This window comes from Nocardioides furvisabuli (genome assembly GCF_021083185.1).
Lineage (GTDB): Bacteria > Actinomycetota > Actinomycetes > Propionibacteriales > Nocardioidaceae > Nocardioides > Nocardioides furvisabuli.
Genome location: NZ_JAIGQB010000005.1, coordinates 269,113 through 284,684, shown reverse-complemented (window position 1 = coordinate 284,684; position 15,572 = coordinate 269,113). Strand labels below are relative to the sequence as shown.

The window sequence follows — 15,572 nt, the reverse complement described above, 5'->3', positions numbered from 1 at the left end:
TGCGCTGCCGGCCCCGCGGACGGGGTGTCGTGGAGGTGCCTGGGACCAGGACGTGGATCAGGAGACGTCGACGATCGCGGCCACCGGGCCGCCACCCTCGGGGCCCTGGTGGGCGGCCGAGACCGAGACGAAGACCGCCGGGTCGCCGGTGACGGAGGCGGTGACGCCGCCGACGCAGGCCTTGATCTGGCGGTGCCAGTGGACGTCGGAGTCGTCGAGCATCGCGTTGCGGCGCCCGCGGACCATGCCGTCCTGGCTGGCCTCGCACTTGAGGAAGACGTTGACCAGCTTGCCGTCGAGGTCGCTGGTGCGGGGACGCTCGGGCAGGTCGAGGCCCGCGGTGCGGATGGCCTCCCAGATGCCGTCGGCGTCGAGCGCGTCCTTCATCACCGAGTGGCCGATGCGGTACTTGCCGCCGACACCCAGCGCGTTGCCGACCACGACGATCTGGGCCTGGTCGAGCTCGACACCGGAGGAGCAGGACGCGACCGAGGAGAAGAGCTCGCGGTTGTGCATCACGTCGGCGTCGGTCGGCATGTCGATCTCGCCCAGCGCGACGGCGATGCCCAGACCGGTGACGCCGTTGGAGAGGTCCATCGACTCGTGGGTGTGCTCGGTCCAGACCTTCTTGCCGCGCGCCTTGGCGTCGCGGATGGTGTGGATGGTGAGCAGCGGGGTCTTGGTCTGCACGTAGTGGACGTCGGCGGGGTCGGTGATCCCGGCGCGCTCCATGGCGACCTTCACGCCGGCGGCGACCTTCTCGATCATCGCGGTGTAGCCGATCTCCTCGGGCAGGATCGGCTCGCTCATCGCGAAGCCGGCGGTGAGCCGCATCTCCTCGCGCGACGGGTCGTCCTCGGGGACGTCGGTGGTGGCGAAGATCGTGGCGTGGGGGCTGATCACGCCGTCGGTGCCGCCCGACCACACGATCGGGACGCCCTTGACCTGCTCGGGGTCCGCGCCGCTGGCGACCAGCGCCTCGCGGAAGGCGCGGTCGGCGATGATGCGGGTGTAGTCGTTCACACCGCCGTTGCCCTCGGTCTTGCCGATGATCGCGAAGACGCGGTCGGCGGCGATGACGCCCTCGTCGATGAGCTTGGTGAGCTCGGAGGCGTCGGCGACGGAGTGGATCGGGACCTTGCGGACCTCAATGGCGCTGGGCATGGGTTTCCTTTCGGTGGCAGTCAGGTTCAGGCGGGTACGACGACGGTGCCGGCGTCGCCGGCGACGGCCGCGGTGATCTGGTCGAGGCTGGTGATGACTCCGCGCTTGCCGGTGGTCTCGACGAAGCGGCAGACCGCGTCGACCTTCGGGCCCATCGAGCCCGAGGCGAAGTGGCCCTCGGCGGCGATCGCACGCAGGTCGGCGACGGTGAGGGTGCCGAGCGGCTCGGCGTCGGGCTGGCCCCAGCGGATGACCGCGTTGGGGACGTCGGTGGCGATCACGAGGACGTCGGCGTCGGTGGTCCCGGCGAGCAGGGCCGCGCCGAGGTCCTTGTCGATGACGGCCTCGACGCCCGCCAGCGAGCCGTCGGGACGGCGTACGTGCGGGATGCCGCCACCACCGTTGGCGACCACCACGAAGCCGGCCTCGATCAGCGCGAGGACCGCCGGGGCATCGAGGATCTCCAGCGGCTCGGGCGAGGCGACCACGCGCCTCCAGCCCTTGTCGCCGCGGTCCTGCCAGGTCTCGCCGTGGGCCATCAGCACCCGGGCCTCGGCCTCGGGCAGGTGGCGGCCGATGGGCTTGGTGGGGGTGGTGAAGCCCTCGTCGTCGGCGTCGACGAGCGTGCGGGTGACGACCGCGGCGCTGCGCCGCGCGACGCCGCGGGCCGCGAGCTCGCCGTCGAGTGCGTCCATCAGCACGAAACCGAGGGTCGCCTGCGTCTGCGCGCCGCACCAGTCCAGCGGGACGGGGGGTACGACGGACGCGGCCAGCTCGTTCTTGACCAGGAGGTTGCCGACCTGGGGACCGTTGCCGTGGGTGATGACGACGTCGTGGTCGTGCTCCAGGAGGCCGGCCACCGCCGCCATCGCCACCTGGGCGGCGGCGATCTGGTCGTCGGGACGTGCCCGCCCGTCGGCGTTGGTCATGGCGTTTCCGCCGAGTGCGAGCAGGACCCTCATGGCGCAAACCTAGTGTCGCCGCTCACACCCGACCCACGGCAGATTCGGCCAACGACCAAGGAGATAGATGGCAAGAGTTGTCAGGGTGCCGCAGGCGCGGCACGGGGTCAGGCCGTGGTGACCGTGACAGTCGTCGAGCAGCTCGACGCGTAGCTGTTCAGCACGCTCTTCTCGGCCGAGTCGGCGGTGAGCCCCCACCGGATCTTCACCGCGACCCACTCCGCGACGTAGCGGCACTTGTCGTAGGTCGGCAGCCACGTCGACGGGTCCTGGTCGCTCTTGGACTGGTTCACGTTGTCCGTCACGCCGACGAGCGTGCGGTAGTCACCGAGGTCGTTGGCGTACGCCTCGCGCCGGGCGGACGTCCAGCCGCTCGCGCCCGACCCCCACGCCTCGGCCAGCGGGACCATGTGGTCGATGTCGACGTCCGATGCGGAGGTCCACGACACCCGGTCGTAGTAGGAGAACCACCGCCCGGTCGAGACGGTGCACCTGCCCGAGGTCGTGTACGTGAGCGGGGTGTCGGGCTCCGCCTCGCTGATCAGCACCTCGGCGCGGGCGTTCTGGCAGTCGCCGTTGGCGTCCACCCAGTGCTTGAAGAGGGTGCGGTCGTAGCCGGCGTTGGCCTCCGCCGCGGTCGGCACGGCTGCGACGGCCTGGGCCAGCGAGCCACTGAAGGTGGCTGCCTGCGCGGGGGCGGGGGCGAGGAGGAGCAGCGCACCGACGATCGGCACGAGCAACGCCGACGGCCACCGTCGTGCGGCTGAGGGACGGGTGTGCAGCTTCCGAGAACGAGACATGGTGATCTCCTGCGGGGGGCAGGCCCGATGCCTGCGTCTGCGCACTTCCTACTGGTCGAGGCCCCGGAAGGACGCGCGACGCGCTCAGCCGATCAAGGACTTCAGCACCCGGTCACCCACCGGCAACCCGTGCGCGTCGTAGTAAGCGAACATCGCCGACAGCCACGGGTGCGTCCCGGGGTCGGGCACCCGGCGGACCTCGACGCCCGCCTCGTCGGCGAGCTCGCGGACCGTCGCGGCGCGGGTCGCGAGCTCGTACGTCGCTCCGGCGTGGCCTTCCTGCGTCAGCACGACCGCGGCAGCCCGCCCGAGGTCGGAGAGGTCGAGGAAGCCGAACGGCACGTCGGGCGAGTAGGGCAGGTCGAGCGGACCGGTGAGGTCGAGGTTCTGGAGGTAGGCGCCGGGTTGGAGGATCGTCCACGCCAGCCCGCTGCGGCGGACGAGGTCCTCGCAGGCAGCCTTGCCCATGTGGTGCGGCATCGCGGGCGCGTAGGGCGAGGCCACCGAGTGGTAGACGACCCGCCCCACGCCGCCCGCCAAAAGGGCGGCCAGGGCGGAGGCGACGTACGCCGGCTCGTCGGGGTGCAGGTTGGGCGCGATGACGTACGCCGCCTCGCAGCCGGCCACCGCCACGGCGAGGTCCGGCCAGTCCGAGCGCCCCAGCGCAACGGCCCCGACGCCCCGGGCGGCGAGTGCCTCGCACACCGCGCGGCCGGTCTTGCCGTGGCCGCCCAGCACCGCGACGCGCTGCACCGACGCCGACATCGAGTCAGACCCTGTCGACCTCGGCGAACGCCGCGCCGTCGGCCAGCTCGGCGTAGCCCGGACCGCGGTCGAAGAACGCGTCGTCCTCCCGGCTCCACGAGGCCCGGCCGGCACGCTCGGCCTCGGTGGCCGAGGCGTCGAAGCCGAGGTCACCACCGTCACGCGACCCGGTGAGCACCACGCCGTAGTCGCGCAGCGCGGCCTCGGCCGACACCTTGCCCCAGACCACGTCGCGCACGACGAGCTCGGGGTCGCGGGCGAGCGGGTCGCCCCAGCCGCCACCGCCGGTCGTCCGGATCCGCACGACCTGTCCGGCGCGGATGACCTCGGCGTCGGCGAGGGCGTCGACCTCGCGCTCGTCCGGCCCGCCCGGGTCGATGACGACCTGGAAGGGGGCACCGGCCTTGCCGCCGCGCACGCCCCAGCAGGCCAGGATCGAGCGGTCGGCGATGGACATGAAGTGCGCGTCCTTGAGCATCCGGATCTGCTTCTCGTAGCCCAGGCCGCCGCGGAACTCCCCCGCGCCGCCGGAGTCGACCGCGAGGCCGAGGCGCTCCACGATGAAGGGGAAGCGCGACTCGGTGAACTCGGTCGGCAGGTTGCGGGAGTCGGGCACCACGTGGATGGTGTCCTCGCCGTCGGCGTAGTAGCGACCGCCCGAGCCGCCGCCGAGCACCTCGCGCATGAGGTAGTCGTTGCCCTCGAGGTCCTTGCCGTAGACGCCGGTGTAGCGGATCGTCTCCTGGTCTGCCGGCATCTTCCCGTCCACCGCCTTGGCCACGACGCCGGCGAGCACGCCGAGCAGGCGCAGGATCACGAAGGTGCGGGCGTTGGTCGGCCCCGGGTGGATCGGGGTGAGCAGGGTGCCCTTCTCGGGGAACCGCATCTCGATGAGCGGCACGATGCCCTCGTTGACGTCGAGCTCGGCCATCCGCTCGGGGGTGTCGGCGAGGTTGCGCAGGATCGGCGCGAGCCACTTCTTGAGGAAGTTCCCGCCGACGTAGTCGCCGCAGTGGTTGATCGGCCCCTTGGCCTGCGCGCTGGTGCCGGTGAAGTCGATGATCAGCCGGGGTCCGGCCGGGCGACCGTTCTCGGGGTCGGCCGGCGCGTCGCTGACCTTGGTGAGGGTGATCCGCTGGGTGTGCAGCTGCGGCTCGTCGACGCCGTCGTGCTCGGCGTAGTCCTCCCAGACGTAGGTGCCGTCGGGGATCTTGGACAGGATCTCGCGGCGGTAGGTCTCGGTGGTCGCGTCGAGGATCGCGTCGAAGGAGGTCTCGATCGCCTCGCGCCCGTAGCGCCCGAACAGCTCGCTGAGACGACGCGCGCCCATCAGGCAGGCGGAGCACTCGGCGTCGAGGTCGGCGGCCAGGCTGTCGGGCATCCGCGAGTTGCGCGTCATGATCCGCAGCGCGGCCTTGTTGGGCACACCCGCCTCCCACAGCTTGATCGGCGGGACCGCGAGGCCCTCCTCGTAGACGCTGGTCGCCCCGCTCGGCATCGAGCCGGGGCAGGCGCCTCCGATGTCGTCGTGGTGACCGAAGGCCTGGACGAACGCCACGACCTCGCCCTCGTGGAAGACGGGGACGGTGACGCACAGGTCGGGCAGGTGGCCGATGCCGCCCTCGGACTCGTAGACGTCGTTGTGGAAGAAGACGTCGCCCTCGCGCATCTCCTCCAGCGGGAAGTCGCGCACGATCGGGTGCACGAGCGCGCTGTAGGAGCGGCCGGTGAGCTTGCGCAGCTGCCGGTCGTGGATGCCGGCGCGGAAGTCGTGGGCGTCGCGGATCATCGGCGAGCGGCTGGTGCGGCCGATCGCGGTCTCGACCTCCATCTCGACGCTGGCCAGGGTGCCCTGGACGATCTCGACGAGGATCGGGTCGACGCTCGATCCCTCGGGCGTGAGGCGCCCGCCGTGCTCGTACGCCGTGGGCAGGCCGGCCGGGTTGACCGGCTTGGCGGTGACGTAGGCCGGGTCCACGGGGCGGGTGCTGACGTCGGTGCTCGTGCTGGTGCTCATCGGCCCGACTCCTTCCGGATCACGAGGTTGGCCCAGTCGTCGACCACGACCTCGAAGCCGGGGTGGACAGGGATGGTGGAGCCGAACTCCTCCACGATGGCCGGGCCGGTGAAGGTGTCGCCGGCGCCGAGGTCGGTGCGCCAGATGACCGGGGTGTCGACGTAGCCCTGATCGGGGTCGAAGCACACCGGACGGCGTCCGCGCACCGCGCGGTCCTCGACGGTGCCGTCGACCTTGTCGAGGGTCGGGATCTCCGGACGCGTGATCGGCCCGATGCCGGTGACACGGAGGTTGACCCACTCGACCTGCTGGGTGGCGTCGCCGCGGAAGTCGTAGCCGTAGAGCTGGCGGTGCTCGGCGTGGAAGGTGTCGGCCACCCGGGCGACGTACGCGTCGTCGACGACACCCTCGGGCGCGGCGACGCGCACCTCGTAGGCCTGGCCGACGTAGCGCACGTCGATGGTGCGGTGGAACTGGTGCTGGTCCGGGGCGAAGCCCTCCTTGGCGAGCGCCTCGCGGGCCCGGTCGGTGAGGGTGTCGAGCACCGTCTGGACGGCTGCGTGGTCGAGCGCGGACTCCTTGGCGACGTGGGTCTGGACGTAGTCGTTCTTCACGTCGACGGTCAGCAGGCCGAAGGCGCTCACGTTGCCCGGGTTGGGCGGCACCACGACGCCCGCCAGGTCCAGGATGTCGACGAGACGGCACGCCAGCAGCGAGCCGGAGCCACCGAAGGTCGTGAGCATGAAGTCGCGCACGTCCAGGCCGCGCTTGACGCTCACCTGGCGCAGGGCGTTGGCCTGGTTCCAGGCGGAGATCTCGAGGATGCCACTGGCGCAGCGCTCGAAGTCGAGTCCGAGGCGGTCGGCGAGGTCGGCGATGCCGGCACGCGCGGCGTCCACGTCCAGCGGGATCTCGCCGCCGAGCAGGTGGGGAGGGATCCGGCCGAGCGTGACGTGCGCGTCGGTGATGGTCGGGTTCGTGCCGCCCTTGGCGTAGCAGAGCGGGCCGGGGTCGGCGCCGGCCGAGTGGGGGCCGACCTTGAGGGTGCCCTCGGGCGAGAGCCAGGCGATGGAGCCGCCGCCCGCACCGACGGTGACGACGTCGATCATCGGGATCTTGCTCGGATAGGCACCGACGGTGCCCTCGGTGGTGAGGGTCGGCTCGCCGTCGAGGACGACCGAGACGTCGGTCGAGGTCCCACCTCCGTCGCACGTGAGGATGCGCGGGAAGCCGGCGACCTTGGCGATCAGCGCGGCGCCGAGGGCACCGGCGGCCGGCCCGGACAGCACGGTGGTGATGGGCTGGTGGACGACCTCGTCGGCGGACAGCACGCCACCGTTGGACTTCATCACGTAGAAGGGGATCTCGTTGCCGGTGAAGCCCACCAGACGCTCGGAGATGTTGGTGACGTAGCGGCTGACGTTGGGCTTCACGGCCGCGTCGACCAGCGTGGTCATCGCGCGCTCGTACTCGCGGTACTCGCGCAGCACCTCGCTGGAGATCGACACGACGGCCTCGGGGTGCTCACGGCGCAGGATCTCGCGCATGCGGAGCTCGTGCTCGTCGTTGGCGTACGCGTGGAGCAGGCACACGCCGAGGGTGGTGATGCCCTGGTCGCGGAACCACCGCGCCGCGGCGACCGCGGACTCCTCGTCGAAGGGCCGCACCTCGGCTCCGGTGAAGTCGAGACGACCGCCGACGGTGCGGACCCGGTCGGCCGGCACGATGCGGTCGGGCTTGACCCAGAAGTAGGAGTTGCCGTAGCCGTCGGGCACCGACTGGCGCGCGATCTCCAGCATGAACTCGTAGCCCTCGGTGGTGATGAAGCCGAGCGCCTCCACCTTGCCCTCGAGGAGCTTGTTGGTCGCCACGGTCGTGCCGTGCGACACCGCGGCGATGTCGGCGCCCTCTGCGCCCACGATCCCGAGGATCTTCTCGATGCCGGCGATGAAGCCGTCCGCCGGGTTGCCCGGGGTGCTCGGGGTCTTGGTCGTGACCAGCTCGCCCGAGTCCTCGTCGAAGGCCACCACGTCGGTGAACGTGCCACCGGTGTCGATGCCGATCCTGATCCGCCGATTGCTCATGGGAAGGATTCAACCGAGCCGCTGCGGGGAGGACCACGGCAGACATTGCCGACGGAACGCCCATCCTTCGACAGCTCTTGGCCCACGCGCCAAGACCGGCCGTGGCGATGTCCCGGTCGACCACTCCGTACCGTCGGGTCCCCGCCACCGCAGGTTCTGCTCCGCCGGCGTGACGTGCACAGGAGAGTGCCCGTCGTCCCCAGTCCGACGCCTTACTGCACAGGCCTGTCCACAGGTGTGTGCACAGGCGTCAGCCGGCGAGGAGCTCCTCCACCGCCGCCGCGACCTCGAGCAGCTGCCGGTCGGCGCCGTGGCGCGCGACGAGCTGGACCCCGATCGGCAGGCCGTCGGACGTGGTGCCGGCAGGCACGGAGATCGCCGGGCAGCCGGTGACGGTGATGAAGTAGGCCGATCGCATCCAGGCCAGGTAGTCCGGCATGTCCTGGCCGTTGATCGTCTCGGGGAACTCCTGCTCCACCGGGAAGGGCGGCACCTGCGAGGTCGGCAGCAGCAGCACGTCGTGCTCGTCGAAGAAGAGCCGCATCGTCTCCGACAGCGAGGTGCGCTGGGAGTAGGCCCGCGCCACGTCGGCTCCGGTCAGCGACTCCCCCGCCCGGATGTTGGCCTCGAGGGACGGCTTGAACGACGTCGGGTGCTCGGCGAGGAGCGCGCCGAACTTCGCCTGGAAGTGCCAGGCCCGGAGCGTGCGGAAGGTGTCGTCGGCCAGCGCGAGGTCGGGGGCGGCACCGGTGACGGCCGCGCCGGCATCGGAGAGCCGCGTCGCGGTGTCGCGCACGACGTCCGCGACCGCGTGGTCGACCACCAGTGCGCCGCCGAGGTCAACCGAGCAGGCGACCCGCAGCCCTCCCAGCGGGGCGGGCCGGAGCTCGGGCGCGAAGGTGGCGCCGGGGTCGCCGAGGGCATGAGGGGCGCGCGGGTCGGGACCGGCGAGCACGGAGAGGAGCAGGGCGAGATCGCCCACGTTGCGCGCCATCGGCCCACCCACCGACGTGGTCTCCCACTGGTTGTAGAGCGGCCACTCCGGCACCCGGCCGAGCGAGGGCCGCATCCCGACGACACCGCAGAACGACGCCGGGTTGCGCAGCGAGCCACCCATGTCCGAGCCGTCGGCCAGCGGCACCATCCCCGAGGCCAGGGCGCACGCCGCTCCCCCGCTCGAGCCGCCGGCCGAGCGGGTCGGGTCGACCGGGTTGCGGGTGACGCCGAAGACCGTGTTGAAGGTGTGCGACCCCGCGGCGAACTCCGGCACGTTGGTCTTGCCGACGAAGACCGCGCCGGCCGCGCGCACCCGCTCGACGTGCAGGACGTCGTGGTCGGCGACGGCGTCGGCGAAGATCGGCGAGCCGTAGGTCGTGCGCCAGCCCTGGAGCGCGTGGGTGTCCTTCACCGCGAAGGGCAGTCCGTGCAGCGGGCCGACCACCTCGCCGGAGGCCTGCGCCTGGTCGGCGACGGCCGCCCACGCCCGCGCGCGCTCGGCGTCGAGCGAGACGATCGCGTTGAGCTCGGGGTTGCGCTCCTCGATCCGGTCGAGGTGCAGCTCGAGCAGCTCGGTGGCCGAGACCTCACCGGAGCGTACGGCGGCCACCTGCGCGCGGGCGGTGGAGTCGACCGTCAGGTCGCTCATCGGCGGCGACCCAGGATCCCGCCCACCACGACGCCGAGGACGACGAGGCCGGCACCGACGGCGACACCGGTGAGGAACTCCTGGCGCGACGCGGCCGCGGGCGCGGGGGCCGGGGCGGTGAAGACCTGCCCGGCCGCGGCGGGCGCCGCTGCGCCGGTCGTTGCGGGCGCGCCCGCAACCGCGGCAGCAGCGGGCGCGGGGGCGGTGCCTGCGAGCACACCGTCGACGTTGCCGAAGAACTCCCCGGCCATGCGGCGCGAGACGCTGGTGAGCATGCGCTGCCCGACGCCGCCGATCATCCCGCCGACGACGGCGTCGGCGTCGTACGAGATCCGCGTCGAGGAGCCCTCGGGGGTGAAGCGCACGTTGACCGTGGCACCGATCGTGCCGGGAGCGCCGGCGCCGTCGAGCTTCATCACCAGCGACTCGTGCTCGACGAGGTCGCGCAGCTCGCACGAGCCGGCGTAGGTGCCCTTGATCGAGGCGACACCGGCGGTGACGGTCATCGCGTAGGCGTTCTCGCCCGTCGCCTCGAGCTTCTCGCAGCCCGGGATGGTGCGCACGAGCACCGCCGGGTCGAGCAGCGCGTCCCACGCCTGCTCCACGGGTGCGGCCAGGACGTTCTCTCCGGTGAACTTCACGAGGTCTCCTCGGGGTCGGCGTGCGACAGGCGCAACGCGTACAGCTCGGACGGCGAGATGGGCATCGCCGTGATGGGGAAGCCCTCGGCGTCCTCGATCGCCGCGGCGAACACCGCGGCGGACGGGATGACGCCCGCCTCGCCCGCGCCCTTGATGCCGAGCGGGTTGAGGGGCGAGGGGGTCTCGAGGTGGTCGATGTCGATGCTGGTCGGCACCTCGGAGGCGTAGGGCATCAGGAAGTCCATGAAGGAGGCGTTGAGCAGCTGCCCGGACTCGTCGTAGGCCATCCGCTCGTAGAGCGCACCGCCCACCCCCTGCGCGACGCCGCCGTGGATCTGGCCCTCGACGATCATCGGGTTGATCAGGTGCCCGCAGTCGTGGACGACGGCGTACTTGAGGATCGTGATCTCGGCGGTGTCGGGATCGGTCTCCACGATCACGGCGTGCATGCCGTTGGCGAAGGTCGAGCGCGGCGGGGAGTAGAAGTCCTTGCCCTCCAGGCCCGGCTCGTCGTCCTCGGCCACCGGCGGCTTGCCGGGGTCGCCGACGCTGAACTGCGTGGCGGCCTTGGACGCCTCGTCGAAGGCGTAGCGCAGCGGGTTGGACAGGACCGCGACCGTGCCCAGGTCGATGCTCGCGTCGGTGCCCCTGACGCTCACGACACCGTCGACGATCTCTAGGTCCTCCTCGGCCGCCTCCAGCGCTTCGGCGGCGATCCGCAGCGCCTTCTCCTTCGCGCGCAGCGCGGCGAGGTGGATCGCGGAGCCGCTCATCACTGCGGCGCGCGAGGCGAAGGTGCCCACGGCGTAGGGCATCTTGCGGGTGTCGCCGGTGGTGATCTCGACGTCCTCGAAGCGCACGCCGAGGGTGTCGGCGACGATCTGCGCGAACGCGGTCTGGTGGCCCTGGCCCTGCGTGGTCAGGCCGGTGGCGACCTTGACCTTGCCGGAGGTCTCGACGTGCACGTGGGCGCCCTCGTAGGGGCCGACGCCGGTGCCCTCGACGTAGCAGGCCAGGCCGATGCCGACGCGACGTCCCTGGGCGGCCATCTCGGCGCGGAAGTCCTCGAAGTCGTCCCAGCCGACCAGCGCCTTGAGCTTCTCCAGCGAGGCCGGGTAGTCGCCGGAGTCGTAGGTCAGCTCGCGGCCGTCCTGGAAGATCAGGCCGTGCTCGTAGGGGAACTCGTCGGGCTGGATGAAGTTGGCGCTGCGCACCTCGGTGCGGTCCTTGCCGAGGTAGGCCGCGATCGCGTCCATGGTGCGCTCCATCACGAAGCAGCCCTGCGGGCGCCCGGCGCCGCGGTAGGGCGTGACGATGACGGTGTTGGTGTAGAGCGACTCGAAGACGACCCGGTAGTTGAGCGGCTTGTAGGGGCCGAGCAGCTGGGTCGAGGTGATGATCGGGACGATCAGGCCGTACGGCGTGTAGGCGCCGTGGTCGTGCCAGAACTCGACGTTGAGGCCCAGCACGCGGCCGGCGTCGTCGAAGCCGACCTCCACGTGGTGCTGCTGCGCGCGCTCGTGGGCGGAGGAGATGAAGTGCTCGCGACGGTCCTCGGTGAACTTCACCGGCCGGCCCAGCGTCTTCGCGGCCAGCGGGACGAGGAGCTCCTCGGGCCACGGGTGCACGACCTTGACGCCGAAGCCGCCGCCGACGTCGGGGGTGATGACGTCGACCTTGGCCAGGTCGAGGCCGAGCTTGGCCGCCACGCAGCCGCGTACGCCGGTGGAGGTCTGCGTGGACGACCAGACCGTCAGCCGGCTGGTGTCGGGGTCCCAGCGCGCGACGGTGCCGCGACCCTCCATCGGCGTGCAGGCGGACCGTTCGATGTCGAGGTCGAGCACCAGCGTGTGCGGGGCGTCGGCGATGGCCGCGCGGGCGTCGCCGTTCTCCTGCTCCATCCGGGCGCCGACGTTGCCGGGCACGTCGTCGTGCACCAGTCGCGTCGCGGCGCGGGCGGCGTCGATGCCGACGACCGGCTCGAGGTGCTCGTACGTGACCCGGATCCGCGCGACCGCGTCCTCGGCGACGTAGCGGTCGACGGCGACCACGAAGGCGATCGCCTCGCCGACGTGGTTCACCTCGTCCTTCGCCAGGGCGTACTGGGTGCGCCCGTGGGTCAGCGTCGGGTGCGGGATGAGCAGCGGGAGCGGCTCGGCCATCGCGTCGGTGAGGTCGTCGTGGGTCCACACGGCCACCACGCCCTCGACGTCGAGCACGTCGGAGACGTCGATGTCGGTGATGCGGGCGTGCGCGTGGGGCGAGCGGAGCACCGCGGCGTGCAGCAGCCGTGGGTCGTCGTGGAGCAGGTCGTCGACGTAGCGGCCCTGGCCGCGCAGGAAGCGCTGGTCCTCGACGCGGGCGACCTTGGTGCCGAACAGCTTGGTGGTCATGCGCGCTCCTGCCCGGCGTCGGCCTTGCTCTTCGCGTCGGCCTCGGCATTGATCTCGGCCGCGCGGAGCACCGACTTCACGATGTTCTGGTAACCGGTGCAGCGGCACAGGTTGCCCGCGATCATCTCCCGCGCCTCGTCCTCGGTCGGGTCGGGGTTCTCCTCCAGCCCGGCGGTGATGGTGGTCAGGAAGCCGGGAGTGCAGAACCCGCACTGCAGGCCGTGGCAGTCGGAGAAGGCCTGCTGCACCGGGCTCAGCCGGCCCTGCGGCGTCCCGTCGTCCTCGGTGAGGCCCTCGACCGTGGTGATCTCGGCGTCGACCGCGGAGACCGCCAGCATCAGGCACGAGCGCATCGGCGCGCCGTCGACCAGCACCGTGCACGCGCCGCACACGCCGTGCTCGCACCCGACGTGGGTGCCGGTCAGGCCGCAGTCGTGGCGCAGCGCGTCGGACAGCAGGCGGCGCGCGGGGACGCGCACCTCGTGGACGGAGCCGTTGACGTGCAGGCGGACGTCGTGGATCTGCTCGCTCATGCACGTACTCGCTTCGCTCCGTGCGCGCATGAGGCACATGTCGCGCTGTGTTGGCTGATTCGCTCGCTACGCTCGCTCATGCGTTCATCCTCTGCCGGGCGTGGTCGGTCGCGGCGGCCAGCACGCGGGGGGTCAGCACGCGCACGAGGTGCGCGCGGTAGTCGGCGGTGGCGTGGATGTCGTCGACCGGCTCGAGCTCGGCCAGGGCTGCGCCCGCGGGGTCGGCCAGGGAGCCGCTGACGTCGACCACCACGGGTACGTCGCTCACCGAGAGGTAGCCGAGCCGGGCCCGGACCACCTCGTCGCCCTCGAGCTCGACCAGGGCGGCGACACCGACGAGGGCGTAGTCGCCGTGGCGGCGCGAGATCTCCTGGAAGGCCACGCCCGCACGGGGCGCGAGCGCCGGGAAGAACGCCTCGACCGCGATCTCGTCGTGGGCCAGCGTCGACTCGAGCGGGCCGGCGAAGAGCTCCGCGGCCGGGATCGTGCGCCGACCGCGCACCGACGCGACGTCGACCGATCCCTCCAGCAGGCGCAGCACCATCGGCATCTCGGCTGCGGCGTCGGCATGCACGATCGAGCCGACGGTCGTGCCGCGGTTGCGGATCGTGGGGTGGGCGACGTTGGCCAGCGCCATCGCGACGAGCGGCTGAGCGGCCGCCGCCTCGGTCGAGGCGAGCACGTGGGCGTGGCGGGCCAGGGCCCCGACCCGGACCCCGGCCTCGTCGCAGGTGACGTGGCCGAGGTCCGGCAGGGCGTTGATGTCGATGAGCATCGACGGCGCGGCCAGCCGCATGGACAGCAGCGGGACCAGGGACTGGCCGCCGGCCAGCACCTTCGCCCCCTGCTCCCCCGCGAGCGCCGCGAGGGCTTCCTCGAGGGTGGACGGACGCAGGTAGGCGAAGGGTGCGGGCTTCATCGGGGTGCGGTGCCTCCGGAGGCGGCGTCGTCGACGCCGCCGTCGTAGTCGGGGTGGCTGAGGTTGCGGGTCACGTTGCCGGCGCCGTCGCCGCCGCGGCCCTTGACCATGTGGAAGAACACGATGACCAGGATCGTGCCGAGGGCGATGCCGCCCAGCTCGAAGTCGTCACCGAACGTGAGCGTCACGCCACCGATTCCGGCGATCAGGCCGGCGGAGAGGCCGACCATGTTGACGGGGTTGCCGAAGTCGATGTTGTTCTCGACCCAGATCTTGGCTCCCACCAGGCCGATCATTCCGTAGAGCACAACCGTGATGCCGCCCAGGACACCGCCGGGGGTGGCGTTGACGATCGCACCGAACTTCGGGCAGAGGCCCAGGAGGATGGCGACGCCCGCGGCGACGTAGTAGGCGGCGGAGGAGTAGACCCGCGTGGCGCCCATGACGCCGATGTTCTCGGCGTACGTCGTGGTGGGCGAGCCGCCGAACGCGCTGGCGAAGGCGGTGGCGATGCCGTCGGCCCCGATCGCGCGGCCCATGTAGGGGTCGAGGTTCTCGCCCGTCATCTCCGCGACGGCCTTGACGTGGCCGGTGTTCTCCGCGACGAGGGCGATCACGCCGGGCAGGACCAGCAGGATCGCGGTCAGCGAGAAGGACGGCCCGTGGACGACGGACACGCCGTCGGCGAGGGTGCCGGAGGGCAGGCCGATCCAGTCGGCGCCCTGGACGCCGACCCAGGAGACGCGGTCGTGCTCGATGGCCTCGCCGTTGCTGACGGGCGTCACGGAGGTGATGGGGCCGATCACGAGGTCGGCGACGAAGGACAGCGCGTAGCCGAAGATCAGCGCGAGGAAGACCGCGATGCGTGACCAGAAGCCCGGCAGCGCGACGGCCGCGAAGACCATGAAGGCGGCCGTCAGCAGCGCGATCCACTGGTCCTGGGGCCAGTAGATGCCGGCCACGACGGGCGCGAGGTTGAAGCCGATGAGCATCACGACGGCGCCGGTGACGGCGGGCGGCAGGATCTTGTGGATCAGCTCGGCGCCCGCGAAGTGCACCAGCACGCCGACCGCGGCGAGCACGAGGCCGCCGACCAGGATCGCGCCGGTGACGTAGGAGGAGTCGTTGCCCTCGTCGAGCGCGCGGATCGCCGCGACCGAGGCCACGAACGACGCGCTCGTGCCGAGGTAGCTCGGCACCCGGTTCTGCACGATGAGCAGGAACAGGATCGTGCAGAGGCCCGAGAACATGATCGCGAGGTTCGCGTCGAGCCCCATCACGAGCGGGAAGACGAAGGTGGCGCCGAACATGGCCACCACGTGCTGGGCGCCCAGGCCGATCGTCTTGCCCCACGGCAACCTCTGGAGCGGAAGAACCGACTCACCTGGTGCGGGATCGACCACTTCCCACTTGAACATCGACATGTGCAGCCTCCAGATCTAGCAGGGGTGGGTACCCGAGAGGCCTCAAACTAGTGCGCCACATCACACGGCCTCACTGGCGAGAACTGCCGAAGGAACACCCGATGTGATGACAAGTTCTTCAGCGGTTCGGGCAGCGCGGGCGACGGTCGACGTGGACATCGAGGAGGCCGCGTCGACGACCTCGCCACCACGCCGCTGCAACACTCGGTGGCACCGGCAGCCACG

General features: G+C 71.5%; 12 protein-coding genes. All 12 read right to left on the bottom strand.

Annotated elements, in window-relative coordinates:
• Positions 1-57: 57 nt before the first annotated feature.
• Positions 58-1,164 carry a barbiturase gene (gene bar / locus K4G59_RS12380; RefSeq protein ID WP_231251363.1) on the bottom strand — a complete coding sequence of 369 codons (1,107 nt, stop codon included), beginning with the start codon at positions 1,162-1,164 and terminating at the stop codon, positions 58-60.
• Positions 1,165-1,190: 26 nt separating this feature from the next.
• On the bottom strand, positions 1,191-2,126 hold the full coding sequence (locus tag K4G59_RS12375; protein WP_231251362.1) for a carbamate kinase: 936 nt from the start codon (positions 2,124-2,126) through the stop codon (positions 1,191-1,193).
• A 107-nt stretch (positions 2,127-2,233) separates the two neighbouring features.
• Positions 2,234-2,926 carry an HNH endonuclease family protein gene (locus K4G59_RS12370; protein ID WP_231251361.1) on the bottom strand — a complete coding sequence of 231 codons (693 nt, stop codon included), beginning with the start codon at positions 2,924-2,926 and terminating at the stop codon, positions 2,234-2,236.
• An 84-nt stretch (positions 2,927-3,010) separates the two neighbouring features.
• On the bottom strand, positions 3,011-3,691 hold the full coding sequence (locus tag K4G59_RS12365; RefSeq protein ID WP_231251360.1) for an SDR family oxidoreductase: 681 nt from the start codon (positions 3,689-3,691) through the stop codon (positions 3,011-3,013).
• Between the two features lie 4 nt (positions 3,692-3,695).
• Positions 3,696-5,708 carry a hydantoinase B/oxoprolinase family protein gene (locus K4G59_RS12360; RefSeq protein ID WP_231251359.1) on the bottom strand — a complete coding sequence of 671 codons (2,013 nt, stop codon included), beginning with the start codon at positions 5,706-5,708 and terminating at the stop codon, positions 3,696-3,698.
• Positions 5,705-7,792 (bottom strand): hydantoinase/oxoprolinase family protein, encoded by a 2,088-nt coding sequence (locus K4G59_RS12355; protein WP_231251358.1) that lies wholly within the window; start codon positions 7,790-7,792, stop codon positions 5,705-5,707. Before K4G59_RS12355 ends, K4G59_RS12360 begins: the two co-directional genes overlap by 4 nt.
• A 250-nt stretch (positions 7,793-8,042) precedes the next feature.
• On the bottom strand, positions 8,043-9,437 hold the full coding sequence (locus K4G59_RS12350) for an amidase (protein WP_231251357.1): 1,395 nt from the start codon (positions 9,435-9,437) through the stop codon (positions 8,043-8,045).
• On the bottom strand, positions 9,434-10,078 hold the full coding sequence (locus tag K4G59_RS12345; RefSeq protein WP_231251356.1) for an SRPBCC family protein: 645 nt from the start codon (positions 10,076-10,078) through the stop codon (positions 9,434-9,436). Before K4G59_RS12345 ends, K4G59_RS12350 begins: the two co-directional genes overlap by 4 nt.
• Positions 10,075-12,471: an aerobic carbon-monoxide dehydrogenase large subunit gene (gene cutA, locus K4G59_RS12340; protein ID WP_231251355.1), complete on the bottom strand. Its 2,397-nt coding sequence runs from the start codon at positions 12,469-12,471 to the stop codon at positions 10,075-10,077. Before cutA ends, K4G59_RS12345 begins: the two co-directional genes overlap by 4 nt.
• Positions 12,468-13,004: a (2Fe-2S)-binding protein gene (locus tag K4G59_RS12335; protein WP_231251354.1), complete on the bottom strand. Its 537-nt coding sequence runs from the start codon at positions 13,002-13,004 to the stop codon at positions 12,468-12,470. Before K4G59_RS12335 ends, cutA begins: the two co-directional genes overlap by 4 nt.
• A 76-nt stretch (positions 13,005-13,080) precedes the next feature.
• Positions 13,081-13,923, bottom strand: coding sequence for an FAD binding domain-containing protein (locus K4G59_RS12330; protein WP_231251353.1), 843 nt, complete (start codon positions 13,921-13,923; stop codon positions 13,081-13,083).
• Positions 13,920-15,347 carry a uracil-xanthine permease family protein gene (locus K4G59_RS12325; protein WP_231251352.1) on the bottom strand — a complete coding sequence of 476 codons (1,428 nt, stop codon included), beginning with the start codon at positions 15,345-15,347 and terminating at the stop codon, positions 13,920-13,922. The genes K4G59_RS12330 and K4G59_RS12325 overlap by 4 nt, the downstream gene beginning before the upstream one ends.
• Between the last annotated feature and the right edge of the window lie 225 nt (positions 15,348-15,572).